Genomic DNA, 18,728 nt, shown 5'->3' on the forward strand with positions numbered 1-18,728 from the left:
ATTACCCTTCCGCGATTTCGCCCGCCAGCCAGGCGAGCACGAAGCTGTTGAAGGCGTCCGGATCGACGACATTGACCGCATGCCCGCCATGTTCGGCGCGGCAGAACCCTGCGATCGGCAGGCCATTGGCGAGCGCCACCCCGGCGTTCGACGGCACGAGCATGTCGTCGTCCGATACCACCACCAGCACCGGACGGTGGATGTCGCGCAGGCGTTCCGACACATCAAACGCGGCGAGCGCGGCGATGCGCTTCTCCATCGTTTCCGCGCCGGGGAAATGCGCGAGTTGGTCGGGCAATTCGGCCTCCAGCAGCGCGTCGTTCGCGGAGATCCAGTTGGGCGGATAGAGGAATAGCGGCTGCGCGCGCAGATACGCCTCCGGCCCACTGCCGCGCAGCAGCGCAAGCCGCGCGGCGAAGCAGCGCAGAAAATGCGGATCGGGCGACGCCCAACCGTTGACCACCACCAATTTGTCGATCCGCTGCGGTGCCAGTAGCGCCAGCGCGAGCGCTGCAACACCGCCAGCGGCATGGCCGACGATTGTCGCTACGGGGATATCGAGCGCGTCCATTAGCGCCAGCATGTCTGCGGCAAAATCCTCGACCGAAACCGTATCGGACAGCGTGCGGTCGCTCCGCCCGGTGCCGCGATGATCATAGGCGATGACGCGGTACTGCTCAGCCAGCGCGGGGATGTTGGGTGCCCAGTAATTCGCCGAGCCGCCGAGGCCCGAGGACAGGATCAGCGGTGGCGCATCCTCCGCTCCGTGGACTTCGTAATAAAGGTCGGCCGCCTCAGCCAAGGTGCGCGACCGATGCGATCTCGACCAGGCAATCGGGCTTAACCAGATCGGCGCGGATGCAGTAACGCGCGGGCTTCGCACCCGGGAAATACTCGGCGTAGACCGCGTTGAACGCGGCATAATCGGCGAGATCCTTTAGAAAGATGTGGTTCATCGCCACGTCCTCCAACGTAGCCCCAGCCGCTTCCAGCGTGATCTTGATGACGTCGAGCACATGCCGCGTCTGCGCCGCCGCATCACCGACGTGCAGCACCGCACCGCCCTCGCCCAGCGCGAGCACGCCCGAGACATAGACGGTGTTCCCGGCCTTCGCGCCCGCCGAATAGGGCGCGATCGGGGTGGGGAATTGCGGAGGATTGATGGCTTCGAACGGCATATCGGGTTCCTTAAGTAAGTGAGGTGCCGTGCTCCTGCGCAGGCAGGAGCCCAGGGTTGCTGGGGGCGGCGCCTGGAACCCAGGGCTCCTGCCTTCGCAGGAGCGCGGTGGTAGTCGGAATCACCGCGCCACCTGCCCGAAACTCCCACAGAAATCCGCAGCCGTGCTGACCCAACCGAAGAATTTCTCGACGTTGTACACGCTCGCCGCCTGCATTTCGGGTGGCCCGAGATGGTGCGTCGCATCCTCCAGCATCACCCCGAAATATTCGAGGTGGAAGCCGTCGCGCAGCGTGCTCTCTACGCAGACATTGGTCGCAATGCCGACGAACACGAGATTGCGGATCCCCCGCGCGCGCAGCACGCTGTCGAGCTGCGAATTGAAGAAGGCCGAATAGCGCGTCTTGTGCAGGCTGATGTCGCCCGGCTGCGGCGTCAGCGCATCGACCAGCGCATAATCCCACCCGCCGCGCGCAAGCAATTGCCCGGACAATTCGGGCCGCTTGCGCATCGTCTTCAGCGCATTGGATTTATGGAAATTGGGCGATCCCGGCCCGCCCGCCTCGACATAGTCGGCGTCCCACCCGTTCTGCAGGTACACCACCTGCACCCCCGCCGCGCGGGCAGTTTCCAGAACGGTAGCAATTTTACCGATCGTCCCCGCAGCTCCCGCAATGTCGAAATCCGCGAGATCGACGTAACCCCCTTCCGAGGCATAGGCGTTCTGCATGTCGATCACGACAACGGCGGTCGTCGCGGGTGACAGCCGCAGCGCTTCGGGCCGTGCTGGCAGCGTTATCGCCGATGCGCCTTCGCCGCCGGGGCAGGTTACGGTCTGGTCGTCGGGCATCGGCGCTCCTGCAATAGCGCAACATCCTGTCGCGATTGCCCGATCAGCGCAAGGCGGCATCTTGCGCCGCACCACGCCCCGCGCTAACCGCAGCTATCGCTCTGGGCGAAAAGTGAGCGGGTGTAGTACAATGGTAGTACAGCAGCCTTCCAAGCTGAATACACGGGTTCGATTCCCGTCACCCGCTCCAACCGCCGCATGAGGGCCGTTCCTTTTTGCGAAGCGCGCGACCAGATCGTCGCGGTCGGGCGGTGGCTCGACGGCAAGGGCTGGGCGCCGGCGACATCGGGCAATTATTCGGTGCGGCTGGACGATGGCAGCTTCGCGGTCACCGTGTCGGGGCGGCACAAGGGGCGGCTGACGCCCGAGGACGTGATGCGCGTGGATGCGGGCGGCGAATCGCTCGACGGGAAGCGACCTTCGGCGGAAACCGCGCTGCACCTCGCTTTGTATCGCGCCTTTCCGGAGGCTGGCGCTGTGCTGCACAGCCATTCGCCCGCCGCCGTCGGGCTGAGCCGCGCGATTGTCGGCGATGGCTATACACTTGCAGGCCACGAAATGCTCAAGGCGCTGCCCGGCATCACAACCCACGAGACTTCAGTCACCCTTCCAATCGTCGCGAACAGCCAAGACATGGCGGTGATCGACGCGGCCATCACCCCGCGCCTGCTGGCACCGTGGGCGATCCCGGCCTATCTGATCCGCAGCCACGGCCTGTATGGCTGGGGGCAGGACATGGCCGAGGCCGAGCGCGTGATCGAGGCGGTCGAGTGGATGATCGCCGCCGAACTGGCCGAGAGGAGCTTTCGATGAGCCGCTTGCAAGTGTTCGACGATGCGGACGGCGCGACGCCGTTGCTCGATACGCAGGATGAAGCCGCGATTGCCGATGCGCTGCGCGAGATCGGCGTGATGTTCGAACGCTGGCCGCTCAAACCGCTCGCTGCCGACAGCGACATCCTCACGGTCTATGCCGACGAGGTCGCGCGGTTGACGACGCAAGGCGGCTATCGCTCGATCGACGTGGCGCGGATCGCGCCCGATCATCCCGAACGCGAAGCGATGCGCGGCAAATTCCTGTCCGAACACACGCACGGCGAGGATGAAGTGCGCTTCTTCGTCGAGGGCGAGGGGCTGTTCACGCTCCACCACGATGCCCGCGTGTTCAACATGCTGTGCAGCGCGGGCGACTTGATTTCGGTGCCCGCAGGGATGCGGCACTGGTTCGACATGGGGGCGGCACCGCGCTTCACCGCGATCCGGCTGTTCGTGAACCCCGACGGGTGGGTCGCCGCCTTCACCGGCAGCGATATCGCGACGCGCTTCCCCCGGCTGGAACCCGCGTGAAGGCGATCCTGACCGATATCGAGGGGACTACATCGAGCATCGCTTTCGTGGCGGACGTGCTGTTTCCGTATGCGCGCGCGCGGCTGGCCGACTATGTCGCGACGCATCCGGCGGAGACAGCGGCGATCCTGGCCGAAGTCGCCGCGACCGAGCCGGGCGATCCGGTCGCGACGCTGATCCGTTGGATCGACGAGGACCGCAAGGCGACGCCGCTGAAGTCGCTGCAGGGTATGATCTGGGCGGACGGCTATGCGAGCGGCGCGTTCCGAGGGCATGTCTATGACGATGCGGTCGCGGGGTTGCGGCGTTGGCATGCGGCGGGGGTGCGGCTGTACGTGTTTTCGTCGGGATCGGTGGCGGCGCAGAAGCAACTGTTCGGTTTTAGCGAGGCGGGGGATTTGACGCCGCTGTTCTCGGGCTATTTCGATACGACGACGGGGCCGAAGCGCGAGGCGGGGTCTTACACGAAGATCGCGGCGGCGATTGGGGAAGCGCCTGCGGACGTGCTGTTCCTCTCCGACACGCCCGAGGAAGTGGCGGCGGCAAGGGGGGCGGGTATGGACGCGCGGTTGATCGGTCGGGCGGGGGGTAGCGGAGATGTTTCTGATTTCAGTGAGATAGTCACCACCCCGGCGAAGGCCGGGGCCCAGTAGCGAAACGGGTGTTGGTGAGCGCCACCGTCAATTGATAGACATCCGCGGCTGGGCCCCGGCCTTCGCCGGGGTGGTGAGAAGGTAGTAAATGATCCTCGAAGGCATCCACCAACGTTCGATCAAGCGCACCGCCGATGGCGCGGGCGCGTGCATTCTCGATCAGCGCGAACTGCCCTGGGCGGTGAAGTGGGTCGAACTCCGCTCCGCCCGCGAGGCCGAAGTCGCGATCCGCGAGATGTGGACGCGTGGCGCGCCGCTGATCGGGGCGACCGCCGCCTACGGGCTGGCGATGGCGCTGACTGAGGATACGTCGGATGCCGCGCTCGATGCGGCGTACACGCTGCTGCTCGATGCGCGGCCCACGGCGGTGAATCTGAAATGGGCGCTCGACATTGTGGTGGAGGCGGTCCGTCCCCTTCCCCATTCCGAGCGCGCGCCCGCCGCCTTCGCGCGCGCCGATGCGATTTGCGACGAGGATGTCGCGCTCAATCGTGCGATAGGCGAGCACGGCCTCGGCCTGCTCCGCGACCTGCATGCACAGCACCCCGGACGTCCGCTCAACATCCTGACGCATTGCAATGCCGGGTGGCTGGCGACGGTCGATTACGGCACTGCGACCGCGCCGATCTACCTCGCGCACGATGCCGGGATTTCGGTGCATGTGTGGGTCGATGAGACGCGTCCGCGCAACCAGGGCGCGCTGCTGACGGCGTTCGAACTGGCCGGGCACGGCGTGCCGCACACCGTCATCACCGACAATGCGGGCGGGCATCTGATGATGACGGGCCAAGTCGACGCGGTGATCGTCGGCACCGACCGCGTGACCGCGAACGGCGATGTCTGCAACAAGATCGGCACCTATTTGAAAGCGCTGGCGGCGAAGGACAATGCCGTGCCGTTCTACGTCGCCTTGCCCTATACGACCTTCGATCCCAATACCGCGACTGGCGCCGACGTGCCGATCGAGGAACGGTCTGGCGAGGAAGTGACCTGGGTCGCGGGCGAAGGCGGACGGATTCGGGTCACCGCGTCGAGCGCCGCCAACCCCGCCTTCGACGTAACCCCGGCGCGGTTGGTGACGGGATATCTGACCGAGCGCGGTCTGGTCGCCACGGTATGAGCATTGCCGGGCGCTTCGCGGCACTCTCCACCGGTTCACGCTTCCGCTGGGCGATCGCCGGGATCGTGCTGTTCGCTTTCGTGCTCCGCGTCGGCGCGCGCGCAGCCGGCGGTGCCGCCGGTTTCTGGGCCAACAGCTATTATCTGTTCTTCACGCTCGCGCAGCAGCTTGCGAGCGGCCACGGGTACGCCTTTCCCGGTTTCGCGCCCACCGCGTTTCGCGTGCCCTTTTATCCTATCTTCATCGCGGCGGTGACACAGGGGCGGCAGGATTTCTGGGCCTTGCTGATCGCGCAGGCTTTGGTGTCGGCGGGGACCGTGGCGTGCGTTGCGTGGCTCGCACAGCTTTGGTTCGGGCGCGCGGTGGCGATCGTCGCAGCGGGGATCGCGGCGCTTTATCCGTATTATCTGTGGCACGACACCGCGCTGCAGGAGACGGGACTGTTCACTTTCCTCGCCACGCTGGCGATGGCATTGGTCGTAGCGACGCAGCGGCGGCGTGGGTTCGTCGTCGCCTTGCTGACGGGGCTGATGCTGGGGCTCGCAATCCTGACACGCGCGACCTTGATGCCGTTCGCGGTGTTTGCGGTTGTTTGGCTCATCCTGCCAGACGGCGCGGGAACCGCGCTGCGGCGGCGCGCGCTGACGGCGGCCCTGTGTTTCCTTGCGCTTGGCGCGACGCTGTCGCCCTGGCTGATCCGCGCGCAGCAGATTACAGGGCGCTATACGCTCGGCACCGAATTCGGCGCGGCGGTGTTCGGCGGCAATAATGCAGCGACCTTCCGCTTCTATCCGCGCCAGAGCATCGATCTCAGCCGTCACGCCGGCTTTCGCGCGCTGACCCCGGCGGACCGCATGCAATTGCGGCCGTTGCGCGGGAACGAAGCGGCGGTGAGCGACTGGTATCTGCAACGCGGCCTGACCTACATCGTCGCCGATCCGGGCCGTTTCGTCGTTGGCGCGATCCGCAAAAATCTCGCTGCGTTCGGCGTATTGCCGAGTCCGCGGCATGACTGGAAAACCGACGGATTGGTGGCGCTGGCCTATGGTCCAATGCTGCTGCTCGGCCTGGTAGGGATGTGGCGGACGCGGTGGCGGTGGCGCGAATTCCTGCCGGTCTATGCCAATTTCGTCCTGTTCGCGGGGATTACCGGCGTGCTGTGGGGGCATTCGAGCCACCGCGCCTTCCTCGACGTCTATTTCATCATCTTCGCCGCCAGTGTGCTGGTCGCCTTTCTGCCGAAGATCAGGGCCGCCTTGCCATCCGCTCGAGCGCCGCATCCAGCGTAGCGTCCTGCTTGGCGAAGCACAGCCGCACGACGTTGGTGACGGCATCCTCGGCGTAGAAGGCCGAGACCGGGATCGTTGCGACGCCAGCTTCCTCGATCAGCCATTCGGCGAAGGCGACGTCGTCCATCGCGATGCCCGATGCGGCAAGATCGATGTTCAGGAAATAGGTCGCCCGGCTCGGCAGCACGGCGTAGCCAAGCTTGCTCAGCCCCGCCGCGAGCCGATCGCGCGAGCGCTGATAGTCCGCGCGCATCTCCGCAAAATAGGCCGCGTCCTTGCCCAGGCCGAACGCGGCGGCGGCTTGCAGATTGGGCGGGGTGGTGAAGGTGAGGAATTGGTGCGCCTTGGCGAGCACGCTCGAAATCGCGGGCGCAGCGCACATCCAGCCGACTTTCCAGCCGGTGAGTGAAAAGATCTTGCCCGCCGACCCGATCTTGACGGTGCGATCGCGCATGCCGGGCAGCGTCATCAGCGAGCGGTGGATAGCGCCGTCGAACACGACATGCTCCCACACCTCGTCGCAGATCGCGATGGCGTCATGGCTCACGCAGAAATCGGCGAGCAGCACGAGTTCCGCGGGCGTGATCATCGATCCGGTCGGGTTGAGCGGCGAATTGAGGATGACCAGCCGGGTCCGATCGCTTGCCACCGCGGCAAGCGCTTCCGCTGTGATGCACCATTCAGGCGGTTCCAGCCGCACGAGCTTCGCCACCCCCCCTGCACGCTGCACCAGCGGCAGATAGGCGTCGTAGAGCGGCTGGAACATCATCACCTCGTCGCCGGGCGAGACCAAAGCGAAGATGGCGGCAGCCAGCGCCTCGGTCGCGCCCGAGGTGACGATCACTTCGCTCGGGTCCAGATCGAGCCCCTGATGCGCGCGGTAATGATCCGCCACCGCCTGGCGCAAAGCGGGGGTCCCCGCCATCGGCGGATATTGGTTCGACTCTTCGAGCAGCGCGCGTGCGGCTTCCGCCAGCACATCCTCCGGCCCGCGCCCGTCGGGGAAGCCCTGCCCGAGGTTGATCGCCCCGGTCGCCCGCGCGCGCGCCGACATCGCTTCGAAGATCGTGGTGCCGAGCGCGGTGTAAATTGGATTCATCGTGTAGCGCCCGGGGAAAGCTGATCTCGCCCCGTGCCGTATCACACCGAACTCTATGCGTCAGGCCTTCCCCGCGCTCAATTGCCCCGCATCGCGCGGCTGAGCTCGGCATTGGTCGGTTCGTGCTCCGGTTCCGCGACGAGCGTTGCGGTCGCCATCGCCGCGACCTTCATCGCGCCGGGAGCCGGCCCGTCGAGGAAGCGATACAGCAGCCGCCGCGAATCCGCGGTCATGTCGCGCACCACCGGCATATAGCGGAACAGCTCGAAATTCACCGGATCGGTCAATGTCTTGAGCATCGGTCCATAAGCATGGACTTGCGCCGGATCGTCGAGCCGCAGCCAATTGTCCATGCACGGTGCCATCGCGTACCAATTGATCAGCACCGCATTGTAGACGTTCGCCCAGGTCGCGGGCGCCTGGTCGAGTCCGTTATCGGGCAGCGTGCGCGCGTACATATAGGTGGTGACTTGCGGGTCGATCCCGCCGACCGGCACCACTGCGTCCGCGCCTGGCACGAACACGAAGCCGTTGACCTGCCCTTGGCTGCCGATCACGTCGAACGAGACCTGGCCGTTGGCATCGGTCTGGCTGACCGAGGTGACCGTCACGCTCGACGCCGACGCCGCGATCGTCACCGGAACCCCTGCCCCCACGGGAACACCGCGCGCATAGACTTGCGCCACCGCAGTCGCGGTGTCGCCCTGATCGAGATAGAGGTTGGGGACGAGCGGAATCGCGCGCAGTGCGGCTTCGGTGGCGAGCACGGTCCCGTTACTCTGGCGCAGGCACAGATCGGCATCGGCGGCGATTTTCGCAGCGGCAGGATCGAGCTTAAGCGTCACCAGCCCCGACGCACTTTCGTACGCGGCCTGATCGTAATCGGCATAGGTCAGGCTGCCGAGCGTGGCGAGATCCTTGCCGTCGGAATCGAGCGCGACCACGTCGATCGACCCGAGATCCTGCTTGGTCAGCGCCTGATCGACTTCGCTGACGCTGTTGCCCAGATCGAGCGTCAGCGTGTCGCCGTCGATCCGCGCGAAGGCCGTGCCGAACGCGGTCGCCCCTTCGCTCGACAACAAGGCGCGGTCGCCCGGCTCGTGGATCGGCTCGCCCTTGCGCCACAACCCGACCACGCCGACCACATCGCTACGCGCGGGATTGGGCTGGAACCCGCCGCCGCGCAATTTGGACTGCAGCGCCGCCGCGCTCGCGGCCTGACGCTGCTTCTGTCTGACCGGATCGCTGGCGTCGCCAAGCGTCGGATCGTCATAATAGACCGTGAAATAGGAATTCCACCGCACCGTCAGGCCGAGCACGTCGGGATCCTCGATCGCCGTGGCGAGCGCCTGAAGCGCTGGCGAATCGAACGCGTCGATCTGCAGCCCGTCAGTCTTGGCGAAGGCGGTCTGCCAGATGACCGACGCCACGCCTGCGATCATCCGATTGGCCCCGTTGCGGCGGAAATTGATGTAGCGCGCGGTGAAGCGCGTGGTGCGCGGCGCATAGATCCGGCATCCCCCGGCGATCCCCAGGCTCAGCGTGTCGAAAAACAGCTGCGAACTGAATGCGCCATACGGCTCGCAATCGACCAGCATGCCTTGAAACCCAACGGGCGCGCCGACGAACGGATCGACGGTGGCGACGCCACCGCCGGTATCGACGCCACTGATCTGCGTGTCGAAAAAGCTCGATCGGTGCGTGCCGCCGGGGTTCCAATTGCCATTCTCGACCGCGGTAATCGCCTCATCGCGAAAGCCTTGCGCGGTTTCGGCCGGGATCTGCGCCCAGGAGGCGGTCGCCTCGTCATACATCGTGCTGTAATTGTTGGTGGTGATCGGGTCCCACGCCACCTTGCCACGGAACAGGATGTGCGGGGTTTCGAGCACACTCACAGCACTGCTCCTTCCGTGGTGGGTTTGTAGAGGAAGGTCGGGCCGGAAACCTTGGTCGGATCGGCAAGCGGGCTGCGGAACGCAACCAGCATCGCCATGCGCAGATCGAACATCGCCTGCGCCGCATTGCCCATCCGCCCCGGCTCGCCCGAAATCGCGCGCTGCAATTCATCGACCATCTCCGCATAAGCGGCATCGCACGCGGCCTGTGCCGCCTGCGCCTCGGGCGGATCGTTGGAGAAATCATGCTCGCCGGGATCGGAGATCGCCGGATACACCGCGTCCCAATCCACGCCGAGCGGCTCGGGGCCCCAAGTATAGCCCGTCTCGGTCCCCGGTGCCTTAGTCAGCACGCGATCATAGAACACTTCGCCGAAGCGATAGAAATGCGCGATGTCGTTTTGGAAATCGAGCGGATTGTCGGGCGCGCCTTCACCTTCGGAAATGATCTGCGTGATCGCCAGATTGGCATCGGCATAGCTGTTCACCGCGAAAATCTGTCCGGCGAAGAACTGGCTGTCGGTGATCTGGTTGCGATCGACATGCCATGCAGCAGGGGGCAGAGTGGCGAGATAGGCGTCGAGCATGGTGTAGAATTGCCCGATCGTCATCGCCTGCGGCCCGGCGGCGAGCGACGCCTTGAGCACCGGAAAGTCGGGCACCTTCTCGGGTTCCTCGATCTTCATCGCCTGCTGCATCGCATCGCGCGACAAAGGCAGCAGGTGAATATCGAGCGGTGTGCCGTGCGGGCCGATATCGCCGGGCAGCGGACCGGGATAGGTCGGCGGGGTGAGTTTGGGCGCCCCCCCCAGCGCATTCAAAATGTTGCAGGCCAGGCACATGTGGACCATTTCCTGCAGCATCACCGACCGGATACGCGCGCCCGCCGCCGGGTTCTTGCCCGGCGGGATCGAGAAGAGCGCATAGAGATAGGGCGGCAGCGTGCCGAACTCGACGCCGATCGCGGTCTGGAGCAGATCGTACGCATCCTGCAGCGTTTCGAGCGGCCTGGCCTGCAGTCGGATCATAGCGCATCCCCCCGATGTCTTTCCGACAAGAAAGCACTCTTTGACGATTCGTGGAAGCAAAAATCCGGTCGGATTGGAGTAAATTCCAAGTAACACACGGCTTGGCTCAGCGTAAAAGGCTCCAGACCTGTTGCGCCCGAACATCGAGGCGACATATTTTAGTCAGCCCATGCCGCACCGCATAGACGGCGATACGCGAATCGTAGTCGAGGGCGGCGGGATCGGCAAAATTCCAGTCGGGTGGGTTGAAGGTCGAAAAACCGTTGATCGTGGGCAAGCGCCAATGTTCGGCCAGCAACATTGCATCGACATTATGCGGATACAGCGCGATATGCTCGGCATTGATATAGGGCGGCTCGTTCCGCCGCGCGGTGACGACGAAGAAACTGGCGCAGTCCTTCGGCGGGGCCGGGATCGACCATAAGGCCGCACCGTCGAGACTACGGCTGACTTGCACCGGCACGTCGCTGCCGAATTGCTCGGCGATCAGCAGTGCGAGCGCGCCCGCCAGCATGATTGGTCGCCGCTTGCTCCAATCCATCGCCCGCCTGCGCCACGCCCCGACGACCAGCAGCAGCACCGGCAGAATCAGGAACAACTGGAACCGCAGCACGACGCGCATCCCCTTCGCGCCCGGCACAAGGTCATACACCAGCGACCAGGCGGAAACGCTGCCGATCCGGATCGTCAGCAGCCAGCACAGCAGGATCGCCGCCGCAAAGGCACGAAAGGCCGGATCGACCGGCGCGCCACCGAGCGCGCGCCGCCGGACGATCGCCTGCCACAATGCGGCTACCCCGAGCGTGAACAGCAGCAACGGGAGCCCGGTATTATGTTCGCCCTCCGTCATCGCATCGCCGAGCGACCGGATCAGCCAGCCCCAAACGTAGTTGGACGTCCCGACATTGATCGGATCGAGCGGCCGGACGAGGTAATGCAGCACCGCCTGATACATCTGTCCGCCAGTCTCGCGGGCCTTGGGCAGATAGACGGTCAGGAACGGGATGACTGCGATCGCGAAGACGATGCCGCCGACCTCGAGCACCAGATGGTGCCGCACGATCACCCGCAGCAGCGCGATCGGCCGCCACCGCCCGCCCGTCACCGCCCAACACACCGCGAACACCGCGCCAAAGAAGATCGTGAACCACGCCATGTAGAAAGCGGTGAACAGCCACGCCGCCAGCAGCAGCGCGAGACCCGCCGCGGCCGCGCACGCCGCCATACGCCGCCCTTCCCGCTCGGCCCGCGGAATCGCCACCGCCAGCAGCAGCGCCACCGGCAACAGCGCGATGCTCTGCAATTGCGCATGGCCCGCCTGCACCATCAGGCCATTGGCGTTGGTGAAGAGGAACGCGACGAGCAGTCCCGCGCCACGCCCCCAGCGCAGCGACCGCGCGACCAGCAGATAGGCCGCGAAGAAACCGATCGTCTTGAACGTCGCGATGTTGAGCGTGTCCGCCAGGAACGGATCAGCGAGCAGCCGCCAGAACGCATAGACCAGGCCGTACAGGAAATAGCCGTCATTATACCCCAGCGTCGCGGGATAGGGGTGGAAGTAGTTGGTAACGTTCCATGTCGACGCGCCCGCCAGCACGTTGCGCCAATGCTCCAGAATGCTGATCTCGATGATTCCGTCCGCGCGGTCGCTGAACCCGCGATCGAAGCCACTGGCGATCACCTTGCGGAAAAACAGCGACACGGCGACGACATAGGTCAGCGCAACGAGCACAAGGCCACGCCACACTGGTTTTGACGGTGCCCCCTCAACGCTCATGCCCGAAGCCCTAGTGACGCCAACGCCATCGCGCAAAAACTTGATCACACGGCCGACCGGCGTTGCGCCCGATCGATCGCTGCGGCAACACCGCGTAACGATGTCGGAAACAAGCACCCCTGCCCCGCCGCGCCGCGTGTTCATGCTTGGGGCGACCGGCACGATCGGTCAGGCGACGGTGCGGGCGCTGGTGCAACGCGGGCATCACGTCGTGTGCCTGGTGCGCCCGAGGGCCGAGGCGGGCGGCAAGATGTCGAGCGCCGATATTGCAGCGACTTTGCCCGGCGCGGAATTGCGTTTCGGCGACGTGACCGATCCGGCATCGCTGGCGGGCGACGGATTTCGCGGGGAACGGTTCGATGTGCTGGTCTCCTGCCTCGCCTCGCGCACCGGCGCGCCTAAGGACGCCTGGGCGATCGACCACCGCGCGCATGTCGACGCGCTGGCCGCGGCGCAGGCGGCGGGCGTGACACAGATGGTGCTGCTCTCGGCGATCTGCGTACAGAAGCCGCTGCTGGAGTTTCAGCGCGCGAAGCTGGCATTCGAAGCAGCGTTGATCGCCTCGGGCATGACCTATTCGATCGTCCGCGCGACCGCCTTCTTCAAATCGCTTTCGGGCCAGATCGAGCGCGTTCGGCGCGGCAAGCCGTTCCTTTTGTTCGGTGACGGCACGCTGACCGCGTGCAAGCCGATCAGCGACGACGATCTCGGGCGGTATCTGGCGCAGTGTATCGATCTGCACGAGCGGTATAATCGCGTTCTGCCGATCGGCGGGCCCGGCGACGCGATCACGCCACGCGAGCAAGGCCAGCGCTTGTTCGCGTTGCTGGGGCGCGAGCCGCGCTTCAAAGCGGTGCCGGTGAAGCTGCTCGATACGATCATCGCGGTGCTCGGCACGCTGGGCCACGTCGTACCGAAACTGGCCGACAAAGCCGAGCTTGCGCGGATCGGACGCTATTATGCGACCGAATCGATGCTTGTGCTCGATCCCGCAACGGGGCGCTACGATGCGGCGGCGACGCCCTCTACGGGCACGGAGACGCTGTTCGATTTCTATGCCAAGGCCGTCAAGGGCGAGGCGTCGGTCGATCGCGGCGACCATGCGGTTTTCTGAACCGGTAACCGTGCAGCGGGCAAGGGGCAAATGACTGAAATTTCCACACCATACGATGTCCTGATCGTCGGTGCCGGCCACGGCGGCGCGCAAGCCGCGATCGGCTTACGCCAGCGTAAATTTTCCGGGAGCATCGCGCTGCTCGGCGACGAACCCGAACTGCCGTACGAACGCCCGCCTTTGTCGAAGGAGTATTTGGCCGGGGACAAGCCGTTCGAACGGATTCTGATCCGACCTGCGGCCTTCTGGACAGAGCGCGACGTGACGCTGCTACCCGGGCGCACCGTAGTGTCGGTCGATGCCGCCGCCCATAGCGTGACGACGGCGGACGGCGCGATGATCGGCTATAACACGCTGATCTGGGCGACCGGGGGGAGTCCCAGACGGCTGACCTGTGCGGGGCACGATCTGCGCCGCGTCCACGGGGTCCGCACCCGCGCCGATGTCGACCGGATAATCGCCGAGCTGCCGCATGTGACGCGGGCGATCGTCGTCGGCGGCGGGTATATCGGGCTGGAGGCGGCCGCCGTGCTGACCAAGCTCGGCAAGCATGTCACCGTGCTGGAGGCGGCCCCGCGCGTGCTGGCGCGCGTGGCGGGCGAACCGCTCTCGCATTTCTACGAGGCCGAACACCGCGCGCATGGCGTCGACCTACGCACCAATGTGGCGGTCGATTCGATCATGGGCCAGGACGGCGCGGCGTGCGGCGTGCGACTGGCGGACGGCACCGTGCTGCGCGGCGAGTTGGTGATCGTCGGGATCGGGATCATCCCGGCGGTCGCCCCGCTGCTGGCGGCGGGTGCGGCCGGCGGCAATGGCGTGGAGGTTGATGCGCTGTGCCGCACCAGCCTGCCCGATATCTTCGCAATCGGCGATTGCGCCGCGCATGCCAACGGCTTTGCCGATGGCGCAACGATCCGGCTAGAATCGGTGCAGAATGCCAACGATCAGGCGACTACCGTGGCGAAGCTGCTGACCGGCGAGGAAGTGCCCTACGACGCGGTGCCGTGGTTCTGGTCGAACCAATATGATCTGAAGCTGCAGACCGTCGGCCTTTCGACTGGATACGATGCGCTGGTCGTGCGGGGGGATATGACCGCGCGGAGCTTCTCGGTGATCTATCTGAAACACGGCCACGTGATCGCGCTGGATTGCGTGAATGCCACGCGCGATTACGTGCAGGGGCGTGCGTTGGTGCTGGCGCGCGCGGTGGTCGATCCGGCGTTGCTGAGCGATGCGGGTGTGCCGCTGAAGGAGATGGTGGGGGCGAGCTGAGTCTTATCTCCCCCGCTGGCGTTCCCCGGCGAAGGCCGGGGCCCAGTCGCGGGCGTTCGATTATTGAGCGGTTCGCGCACCTGCCACCACCAATGCTGCTGGGCCCCGGCCTTCGCCGGGGAACGGCAGCACAAGTCAGTAGCCCATCTGCGCCGCCAGTTCGACAAGCGAGCCCGCGCTATACTCCCAATCCTGCGCCATCGCCCGGTCCGGCGCCGGGCGGCCACCATATTCCATCGGGCGATCGACATAGGCGGTGCGCAACCCGCACGCGCGTGCCGCCGCAAGGTCGCTGTGGTGCGCAGCGACAAGGCAAAGCTCACCCGGCGCGAGCCCCAGAATATCCGCCGTGCTAAGATAGGCTTGCGGCAGCGGCTTATAGACTCCGGTCGCCTCGGCCCCGAGGATGGCATCCCACGGCAGACCGCCGCGCCGCGCCATCTCCAGGATCAACGCGACATTGCCGTTGGACAAAGTGACGATCGGAAAGCGCGTCTTCAGCCGCGTCAGCCCCGCAACCGCATCGGGCCAGGGATCGAGCCTGCGCCATGCCATCGCCAGATCGGCGACCGCCGCGTCTTCCGCGTGGACGCCATGCTGCCCCAACAAAGTATCGAGCGTCTCACGATTGAGCACATCCAGCCGCGTATAGGAGCGGCGGCCCGAGCGGCACTCCTCCATCGCGGGCTGATACAAACCACGCCACGCATCGGCGAAGGCGGCGGGGTCGATATCGCTCCGTCCGATCACGCCAAAGAACGCCGCCGCTTCGCGGGCGATGCTGCTGCGCCAATCGACGACCGTGCCGAACACGTCGAAGGCGAGCGCCTTGATGTCGGGCGTGGGGATCAGCCGACGATCTCGCGCAGCGCAGCCATCACGCCGCGCGTCTCTTCCTCGGTGCCGATCGTGATGCGCAAGCCATTGCCAAGCCCCTGTCCCGGCAACCAGCGCACGATATAGCCGCGCTCCATCAGCGCCTTATACGCCGTCTCGGCGGTCACCGCGCCTTCGAACAGAACCAGCACGAAGTTCGCCGCACTCGGCACGGCGCGCAGGCCCGCATTGCCAAGCTTGGCGATTTCGTCGTTGAACCACGCCCGCCACACGCGGTTATGCTCACGCGAGGCGGCGATGAAGGCCGCGTCGCCCAGCGCCGCGACCGCCGCTTCCTGCCCCGCCGTCGTGCAGCAGAAGGGCGCGCGGATGCGATGCATCGCGCCAATCGCCTCGGCCGAGCCATAGCCCCAGCCGACCCGTTCGGCGGCAAGACCGTGGATCTTGGAGAAGGTGCGCGTGACGATCACGTTCGGCTGGGTGCGTGCGAGGTCTAGACCGCCGTCATCCTCCTCGGGCGACAGATATTCGGCATAAGCCTGATCGAGCACCAGCATCACGTGCGACGGCAAACCGGCGTGGAGCCGCGCGATCTGCCTGGCCGGGGCATAGGTTCCGGTCGGGTTGTTGGGGTTGGCGACGAACACGATGCGGGTGCGGTCGGTCACCGCGGCAAGGATCGCATCAACATCCGTCGCATGATCGCGGTCGTCCGCAATCACCAGCGTCGCGCCGACGCGGCGAGTCGCGATTTCATAGACCGCGAAGCCATAACGGACCTGAATCACTTCATCGCCCGGCCCGGCATAAGCCCCGGCGATGAGGTGCAGAATCTCGTCCGACCCGGTGCCGTAGATCACGCGGGCGGGATCTAGATCGTGATGCGCCGCAATCGCCTCGCGCAGCAGCGCCGCGCCCGCATCGGGATAGCGCGCGAGGTCGGTCGAATGCGCCGCGAACGCGCTCTGCGCCTGCGGGCTGGTGCCGAGCGGATTTTCGTTGGACGAGAGTTTGACCACGGGCGCGCCGCTGTCGCTGCTCGACCGCCCCGGTACGTACGGGGCGATGTCCATGATCCACGATTTGGGTTGGGGTGCGTTCATGGCAGAGCGCTTAGCGGGGAAAGCCGTCGCCTTCAATTCCTGCAAATCCTCCCCCAACGGGGGAGGGGGACCGCCAGCCTTCTTCAGGCTGGTGGTGGAGGGGTAGTTACGGAGCGCAACGCTTGCGGCTACCCCTCCACCACTTGCTGAAGAAGCAAATGGTCCCCCTCCCCCGCTTCGCGAGGGAGGAGTAAGAAGATTACCCCCGCGGCCGCTTGTGCCCGCCAGCGCCAGCGCCAGCCCCCGATGGGCGCAGCGTCGGACGCTGATGCCGCACCGGCGCAGGCCCGTTGGGGCGACGTCCGGCGCTGGGCCGCTCGGCATCTGCCGGGCCGCCCTGGACTTGCTCGAACTGTACGGCACCTTCGGCTTCCTCGCCCACGGTGCGCTTGATCGCCGCCATGAACTTCGCCGCGATGCCGCGTGGCACCTGGAACATGGTCTCGTTCGCGGCGATGCGGATCGCGCCGACTTCATTCTTGGTGATGTGACCGCGACGGCAGATCAGCGGCAGGATCCAGCGCGGATCGGCATTCTGGCGACGGCCGATGTCCATGCGGAACCACACCGTATCGTCAAAGCCCTCGCGGTGATGCTCCTTGCCCGCCTCGCGCTGCGATCCGCCCGCGCTGCTCTGCTCGATCATTTCCTCAGGCGCGGGCATCCGCGCGCGATAGCTGCGCACCAATGCTGCCGCGATATCCTCGGGGGTCTTCTTCTCGAGCAATTGCTGCGCCAGCGCGCGATCGTCCTCGTCAACTTCGACGTCTTCCATCAACATCGTCATCAGCCGCGATTTGTCGGCATGGCGGATGTCGTCGACGGTCGGCGCGTTCATCCATTCGACCGCGATGCGTGCGCCGCGCAGCATCATTTCGACGCGACGCTTGCGCTGATACGGCACGATCAGGATCGCCGTACCCTTCTTGCCCGCACGACCGGTGCGGCCCGAGCGATGCTGCAGTGTCTCGGCATCGCGCGGCAATTCGACGTGAACAACCAGCGAAAGCGAGGGCAAATCGATCCCGCGCGCGGCAACGTCGGTCGCGACACAAACGCGGGCGCGCTTGTCGCGCAGCGCCTGCATCGCGGCGTTGCGCTCATTCTGACTATGCTCGCCCGACAGCGCGACCGCCGCGAAACCGCGTTCGATCAGCCCGGCATGCAAATGCCGCACATTGTCGCGCGTCGCGCAGAACAGCATCGCGGTCTCCGCCTCGTGCAAACGCAGCAGGTTGACCACGGCATTCTCGATATCGGCGGGCGCGACGGTGACAGCCTGATAGCTGATGTCGCCATGCCCGCGATCCTCGCCCACCGTCGAGATGCGCAACGCATCCTTCTGATAGCGCTTGGCGAGCGCGACGATCGACTTTGGCATCGTTGCCGAGAACATCAGCGTGCGGCGCTGGTCCGGCGAGGCGTCGAGGATCAGTTCGAGATCCTCGCGGAAGCCCATGTCGAGCATCTCATCGGCTTCGTCGAGAATGACCGCCTTGAGGTTCGACAGATCGAGCGCGCCGCGTTCGATATGGTCGCGCAAGCGGCCCGGCGTACCGACCACGATATGCGTGCCGTGCGCCAGACTGCGGCGCTCGCGGCTGGCGTCCATGCCGCCGACGCACGTCGAAATGCGCGCGCCGACCTTTCCGTACAGCCATTCGAGTTCGCGGCTGACCTGCAGCGCGAGCTCGCGCGTCGGCGCAATGACGAGTGCCAGCGGCGCGCGCGGCGGGGGCAAGAGACCGTCTTCGCCAAGCAATTGCGGCGCGATGGCGAGACCGAAGGCGACGGTCTTGCCGGAGCCGGTCTGCGCCGAAACGATCAGATCGCGGCCTTCCGCCTCGGGCTGGATAACGGCCGCCTGGACCGGGGTGGGCGCGGCATAGCCACGGGCAGAGAGCGCTTCACCGAGAAGCGTTGGGAGATTTGAAAAGGGCATGATATTCCGGATCTGGGGGCGGCGGGGGCGCGCGCCAAAGCGAGCCTTTAGCACGGGTGTGCGGGAAATGCACGGGGGAGGTTTGCGCTACAGCCCAGCATTGAAAATTGGGGTTGTCGGAAGCTATGGCTAGCGAGTGGACCGCCAGAAAAAGCCATACGATAGAATCTTACTCATCCTCGATCTCGATGAGACCCTGATCTATGCCTCGGAGACCGAGCAG

General features: G+C 65.6%; 17 protein-coding genes and 1 tRNA gene. 8 read left to right on the forward strand and 10 right to left on the reverse strand.

Translation table 11 applies throughout. The annotated features are described in order from the left end of the window. Position 1: 1 nt before the first annotated feature. The 3 genes from rutD to rutB all read right to left on the reverse strand — a co-directional run bounded on the left by rutD (position 2) and on the right by rutB (position 2,027). Positions 2 to 802 (reverse strand): pyrimidine utilization protein D, encoded by an 801-nt coding sequence (gene rutD, locus HMP06_RS09275; RefSeq protein ID WP_197940672.1) that lies wholly within the window; start codon positions 800 to 802, stop codon positions 2 to 4. Beyond that, on the reverse strand, positions 795 to 1,178 hold the full coding sequence (gene rutC / locus HMP06_RS09280; protein ID WP_197940674.1) for a pyrimidine utilization protein C: 384 nt from the start codon (positions 1,176 to 1,178) through the stop codon (positions 795 to 797). The genes rutD and rutC overlap by 8 nt, the downstream gene beginning before the upstream one ends. Before the next feature lie 120 nt (positions 1,179 to 1,298). After that, the gene (gene rutB / locus HMP06_RS09285) at positions 1,299 to 2,027 is read right to left on the reverse strand and encodes a pyrimidine utilization protein B (RefSeq protein ID WP_176496840.1); all 729 of its coding nucleotides are present in this window, start codon (positions 2,025 to 2,027) and stop codon (positions 1,299 to 1,301) included. 116 nt (positions 2,028 to 2,143) lie between these two features. On the opposite strand from rutB, the gene HMP06_RS09290 reads away from it, so the two are divergent. The 6 genes from HMP06_RS09290 (at position 2,144) to HMP06_RS09315 (ending at position 6,435) form a co-directional block, all read left to right on the forward strand. Beyond that, positions 2,144 to 2,217: transfer RNA gene (locus HMP06_RS09290), tRNA-Gly, on the forward strand. A gap of 8 nt (positions 2,218 to 2,225) precedes the next feature. Continuing rightward, positions 2,226 to 2,840 (forward strand): methylthioribulose 1-phosphate dehydratase, encoded by a 615-nt coding sequence (locus HMP06_RS09295; protein WP_176496841.1) that lies wholly within the window; start codon positions 2,226 to 2,228, stop codon positions 2,838 to 2,840. After that, the gene (locus tag HMP06_RS09300; protein WP_176496842.1) at positions 2,837 to 3,373 is read left to right on the forward strand and encodes a 1,2-dihydroxy-3-keto-5-methylthiopentene dioxygenase; all 537 of its coding nucleotides are present in this window, start codon (positions 2,837 to 2,839) and stop codon (positions 3,371 to 3,373) included. The genes HMP06_RS09295 and HMP06_RS09300 overlap by 4 nt, the downstream gene beginning before the upstream one ends. Beyond that, a complete protein-coding gene (gene mtnC / locus HMP06_RS09305) occupies positions 3,370 to 4,026 on the forward strand; it encodes an acireductone synthase (protein ID WP_176496843.1) in 657 nt (218 codons plus the stop codon). Before HMP06_RS09300 ends, mtnC begins: the two co-directional genes overlap by 4 nt. Positions 4,027 to 4,114: 88 nt before the next feature. Continuing rightward, a complete protein-coding gene (gene mtnA, locus HMP06_RS09310) occupies positions 4,115 to 5,146 on the forward strand; it encodes an S-methyl-5-thioribose-1-phosphate isomerase (RefSeq protein WP_176496844.1) in 1,032 nt (343 codons plus the stop codon). Beyond that, the gene (locus HMP06_RS09315; protein ID WP_176496845.1) at positions 5,143 to 6,435 is read left to right on the forward strand and encodes a glycosyltransferase family 39 protein; all 1,293 of its coding nucleotides are present in this window, start codon (positions 5,143 to 5,145) and stop codon (positions 6,433 to 6,435) included. The genes mtnA and HMP06_RS09315 overlap by 4 nt, the downstream gene beginning before the upstream one ends. Here HMP06_RS09315 and HMP06_RS09320 read toward each other — a convergent pair. The 4 genes from HMP06_RS09320 to HMP06_RS09335 form a co-directional block, all read right to left on the reverse strand. Continuing rightward, positions 6,392 to 7,534 (reverse strand): aminotransferase, encoded by a 1,143-nt coding sequence (locus tag HMP06_RS09320; protein ID WP_176496846.1) that lies wholly within the window; start codon positions 7,532 to 7,534, stop codon positions 6,392 to 6,394. The genes HMP06_RS09315 and HMP06_RS09320 overlap by 44 nt on opposite strands. A 77-nt stretch (positions 7,535 to 7,611) precedes the next feature. Further along, positions 7,612 to 9,429, reverse strand: coding sequence for a hypothetical protein (locus HMP06_RS09325; RefSeq protein WP_176496847.1), 1,818 nt, complete (start codon positions 9,427 to 9,429; stop codon positions 7,612 to 7,614). Continuing rightward, a complete protein-coding gene (locus tag HMP06_RS09330; protein ID WP_176496848.1) occupies positions 9,426 to 10,457 on the reverse strand; it encodes a ferritin-like domain-containing protein in 1,032 nt (343 codons plus the stop codon). The genes HMP06_RS09325 and HMP06_RS09330 overlap by 4 nt, the downstream gene beginning before the upstream one ends. Before the next feature lie 106 nt (positions 10,458 to 10,563). After that, entirely contained in the window at positions 10,564 to 12,234 is a 1,671-nt protein-coding gene (locus HMP06_RS09335) for a hypothetical protein (protein ID WP_232089573.1), read from the reverse strand. Positions 12,235 to 12,334: 100 nt separating this feature from the next. Between HMP06_RS09335 and HMP06_RS09340 the strand changes: the two genes are divergently transcribed. Together HMP06_RS09340 and HMP06_RS09345 are read left to right on the forward strand one after the other, a co-directional pair. Then, entirely contained in the window at positions 12,335 to 13,348 is a 1,014-nt protein-coding gene (locus HMP06_RS09340) for an NAD(P)H-binding protein (protein WP_176498453.1), read from the forward strand. A 30-nt stretch (positions 13,349 to 13,378) separates the two neighbouring features. Continuing rightward, complete coding sequence (locus HMP06_RS09345) at positions 13,379 to 14,623, forward strand: NAD(P)/FAD-dependent oxidoreductase (protein ID WP_176496849.1); 1,245 nt, start codon at positions 13,379 to 13,381, stop codon at positions 14,621 to 14,623. A 135-nt stretch (positions 14,624 to 14,758) separates the two neighbouring features. Here HMP06_RS09345 and HMP06_RS09350 read toward each other — a convergent pair whose 3' ends face one another. From HMP06_RS09350 to HMP06_RS09360, 3 genes are all read right to left on the reverse strand, one after another. Then, positions 14,759 to 15,475 (reverse strand): haloacid dehalogenase type II, encoded by a 717-nt coding sequence (locus tag HMP06_RS09350; RefSeq protein WP_332103034.1) that lies wholly within the window; start codon positions 15,473 to 15,475, stop codon positions 14,759 to 14,761. After that, positions 15,472 to 16,563, reverse strand: a complete 1,092-nt coding sequence (hisC, locus tag HMP06_RS09355) for a histidinol-phosphate transaminase (RefSeq protein WP_176496850.1) — start codon at positions 16,561 to 16,563, stop codon at positions 15,472 to 15,474. The genes HMP06_RS09350 and hisC overlap by 4 nt, the downstream gene beginning before the upstream one ends. Positions 16,564 to 16,762: 199 nt before the next feature. Beyond that, positions 16,763 to 18,505 carry a DEAD/DEAH box helicase gene (locus HMP06_RS09360; protein WP_176496851.1) on the reverse strand — a complete coding sequence of 581 codons (1,743 nt, stop codon included), beginning with the start codon at positions 18,503 to 18,505 and terminating at the stop codon, positions 16,763 to 16,765. Positions 18,506 to 18,728 lie beyond the last annotated feature (223 nt).

Source organism: Sphingomonas sp. HMP6 (assembly GCF_013374095.1).
GTDB lineage: Bacteria > Pseudomonadota > Alphaproteobacteria > Sphingomonadales > Sphingomonadaceae > Sphingomonas.